Source organism: uncultured Caballeronia sp. (genome assembly GCF_964243625.1).
GTDB lineage: Bacteria > Pseudomonadota > Gammaproteobacteria > Burkholderiales > Burkholderiaceae > Caballeronia.
In genome coordinates, this window is record NZ_CAXTGZ010000651.1 from 1 (window position 1) to 3,334 (window position 3,334).

Annotated in this window: 1 protein-coding gene and 1 pseudogene; one reads left to right on the top strand and one right to left on the bottom strand. The window is 55.5% G+C overall.

What is annotated here, in order from left to right; genetic code table 11:
- Positions 1-740, top strand: a pseudogene (locus tag ACFFAR_RS28660) (hypothetical protein); the annotation flags it as partial.
- Between the two features lie 994 nt (positions 741-1,734).
- Here the strand turns inward: ACFFAR_RS28660 and ACFFAR_RS28665 are convergent.
- Positions 1,735-3,102 (bottom strand): autoinducer binding domain-containing protein, encoded by a 1,368-nt coding sequence (locus ACFFAR_RS28665; RefSeq protein ID WP_375508951.1) that lies wholly within the window; start codon positions 3,100-3,102, stop codon positions 1,735-1,737.
- Positions 3,103-3,334: the final 232 nt, after the last annotated feature.

Genomic DNA, 3,334 nt, shown 5'->3' on the forward strand with positions numbered 1-3,334 from the left:
AATCGTTGCCGTTGAATGATGTCGCCGCTTTGGAGAAGATCCGTCGTGCGAACCTTCATGTCCTCACGACCCGCAAAGGATCAAAGGGGCGGCTTGGCGCGGTAATGGAACTTAGCGCCTCGAACATGGCCAATCGTTTTTATGGGCAAAAGCGTATGGACGAAGCTGAAGCGAGCCGGTTCACGGAACGCCTTGGCCTGCCCACTGGCTGGTTCGACGTTCTTCGGACAGTAACGGACATTCCCAAGTCGGTGTCGGAATTGCTGGTCCCCTCGTCGGCTCGTCACGCCGGCACTCAAGAAGAACTGCCGCCCGTGGCCGCGCCAGAAGCGACGGTGGCGAAGACGATTGCAAATATTAAGGCGCGAATGGCGGACCCTCGCATCACCCTGCTCCATGATGCGAATGGCACGGACAATCCGACAGAGGTAGCTTTTGAGACGGAAGCGGTCGTCAGCCACCAAGGTCAAGTGGTCGCGTCCGTCGTCGAATCAGGAGTCCTTGAACCCGTCGATAGCAGCGTCTCGTCGGCCCCCGCTCTTCAAGAGCTTGCGGCGCCCACTGAAGCGCAAGGCAGAGGGCAGGTATACCCCCTCCTTCCTTCGACCAATCTGGACGATTTGCTCGGCATTGCACCGATTGCGGAGGCGCTGATCAAGACGCTCGCGGGCAAGGCACGTACCGGTCGCCTGGGCGAATTGAAAGCCCTGGAACTTTTGCGACAAGTCGTATTGCTTTGACGTGATTCGATATGGCATCTGATCTCACCGGCCGTACGTTTGGCAGGCTCACAGCGATCGCCCGCGAGGACGGCACTCGTTGGCTATTCAAGTGCGCATGCGGCGTCGAAAAGGTTATCGAGGCTCGTAGCGTAAGGTATCGCAAGACTTTGTCGTGTGGCTGCTTGCGCCAGATCGACATTGCGCCCGGCCAACGTTTTGGCCGCCTCACTGCATCCCATTACGTGAATCACGGCAAGAACGGGGCGCGTTGGTCTTTCCAGTGCGATTGCGGATCCGTGAAAATCTTCCCATCGAGTTACGTAAGGAGCGGCCTCCGAGCGTCATGCGGATGCCGCACTCCCGACACTGTCGTGAAGAAAACCGAGCCAGCTACAGTCATTTGGCCATTCCCCAAATGGCCCCAGTCGCAAAGCGGCTGAACCGGTCAAGATCGGCCAGCCTCCGAAATAAACGAGAATTCGCAAGAGCATACCTACGACTTGATCAGGGTATCAGCTAGGTAGCCCAGCATACCAATCGGCATATGGGGTGTTCTTTGCCATATGCCGATTCCAGTCAGGCGCGCCGTCCGACCACCAAACGGGACCCCGTTCACCCAGCTGCTTTTTGATCTCATCGATTCTCTGACGCGCAACTTCGCGACCCGCGTTATCGCCACCGCGTAATGCTGAACCCTTTTCGCGGCGGGCTTGCATCAACTCGCCTACCAAAACCTTTTTTACCTCGGCCGACAAGAACGGGTTTGTACATCGCCAGAGACGTCCTCTGACAACAAAGTAGCGACCGTCCGGAGTAACAGGCAACGTTGATTTCACCGCTCTTTCCATCAGAGATGCACGTGATAAAAACACGCGAACGAGCAGCTACAATCGCTGGCGCAAGCAGAGACGAAATTTGCCCCGACGCCCCCTTAAGAGCGCATGTTTCACCGTCAACCGATTCTTTACTGACGGCATGTCATGGCAACCACCAGGTTCGGTCTCAAATTTTATCAATGGTACGACGGCGGCGGTCCTTCTTCGATTTCGCCAGGCGTCGCGGAATCATCCGCTGGTGCGCCACTTGTTTGTACAAGCGGATCCCAAGCTGGCAAACCTGCACGCAAACAGTCATTGATTGTTGCCGTTTGGGCAGCTTGATGAATATCGACGCGTTTGAGTTCTACGTCGTGCCCTTGCGGGAGCCCGAGTTCAGACAAGGCGGCTTCGGCTGATTCGATGTCTGCAAAAACCGCCGCTTCGTCCATCCCTGAGGGCATGACCCCTGACCAAAATGGCACGCTATGGTCGCGGCCCAAGAAGATGCCGTAGATAGGACTATGTAGGACATAGGCAACTTTGCGATTACTCGCAATCGGCAGGAGGTTACGAGCTGCGGCTAGACGGACCGATTCGGTGATTGAGTTAGTGCGGAGTTTTGCGTTGATCGACTTAAAGTGACGCCGTGTTACGGCATTGGCAGATAGGCCAAGCGATTCAGCGATCATGGCTGACGACGCACCTTGTGCCGACAGGTACAGAATGTCGAGTTCAAGCCGGGTTAATCCGCTACTGCTCCAAGAGGATGCCCGTTCTCCCCGGTCGTACCAATCAAAAATTTCACCAGCAATCAGTTTGAACAATAAGCGGTTTTTACGAAGCGGTTCTTCCCCACCATCTTCAGGCAGGTCCGGCATCGCCACATAGAGCACGCCGAAGAAACGCGCTTCCGGGCCGTGTGCCGGGATGGTTATCCAGCTGGAGGCGCCGAAACTGCGCATGAATTCGGCCATCTCCCGCCGGCTTCCATCGAGGTATTTAATCGAACCGACGTCAGAGGAAAAGAACGGCTGCTGAGAATGTGCCCCATGCGTCATGAAGGGGTCCGTCGCATACCACCTTTTTTCCGCATACTTCTGAACGAGGTCCACAGCGGAAGCCGATAGCACACGATATGAATGATGGGCGCCATCTGTGCCTTTTTCCGTCAAACAGAAAAATGTTGTCCGGGCTCCGAGCCGAAGAACGACATCTCTGAGTTGCCTGAGGAGAGCCGCTTCGTCTTGCGCATTCGCAAGATGACGAATCATATCGATCACGTCTTCATCGTGACCAAGCGACACTTTTTTTGCGCTTGCAGCCAAAGGCTCGCGCGCCATACGCGGGATAGCGTCTCTTATCTTTTCGTGTGGCTCAGTCCGATGTAGGTCTTGAACGTTTGCCTCGTTCGCAAGGACGACCTGTGTGAATCGCGTCTCGCCGTTGCGCCCCAGGCGCAATAACGATTCGCGTTCGAGGAGACCTCCAAACTGCGACAGCCGTGCCCTTAAATGAACCGTTTCGTGGCCAGCTGAAAACGTAACACTCTCTGCGTTCAACATCGACATCTCATCCCTTGCGCGATTACCTGCGCATCAATGTAAACGCGGAGTCGTTACCAATTCATCCGATGTTACAAAGGGTTGCATTCAGCGCTTACTACATACCACCCCCCGAGGTCAAGGGGGTACACCTCGGGGGTGCTTCGCATCTACGATGAGTCGTCAGCGATTGCGAGGCTCATAACAATGCCACTTAGCAACTTCAGTTTGCTCCAAAGCGTGTGGGGTAAAA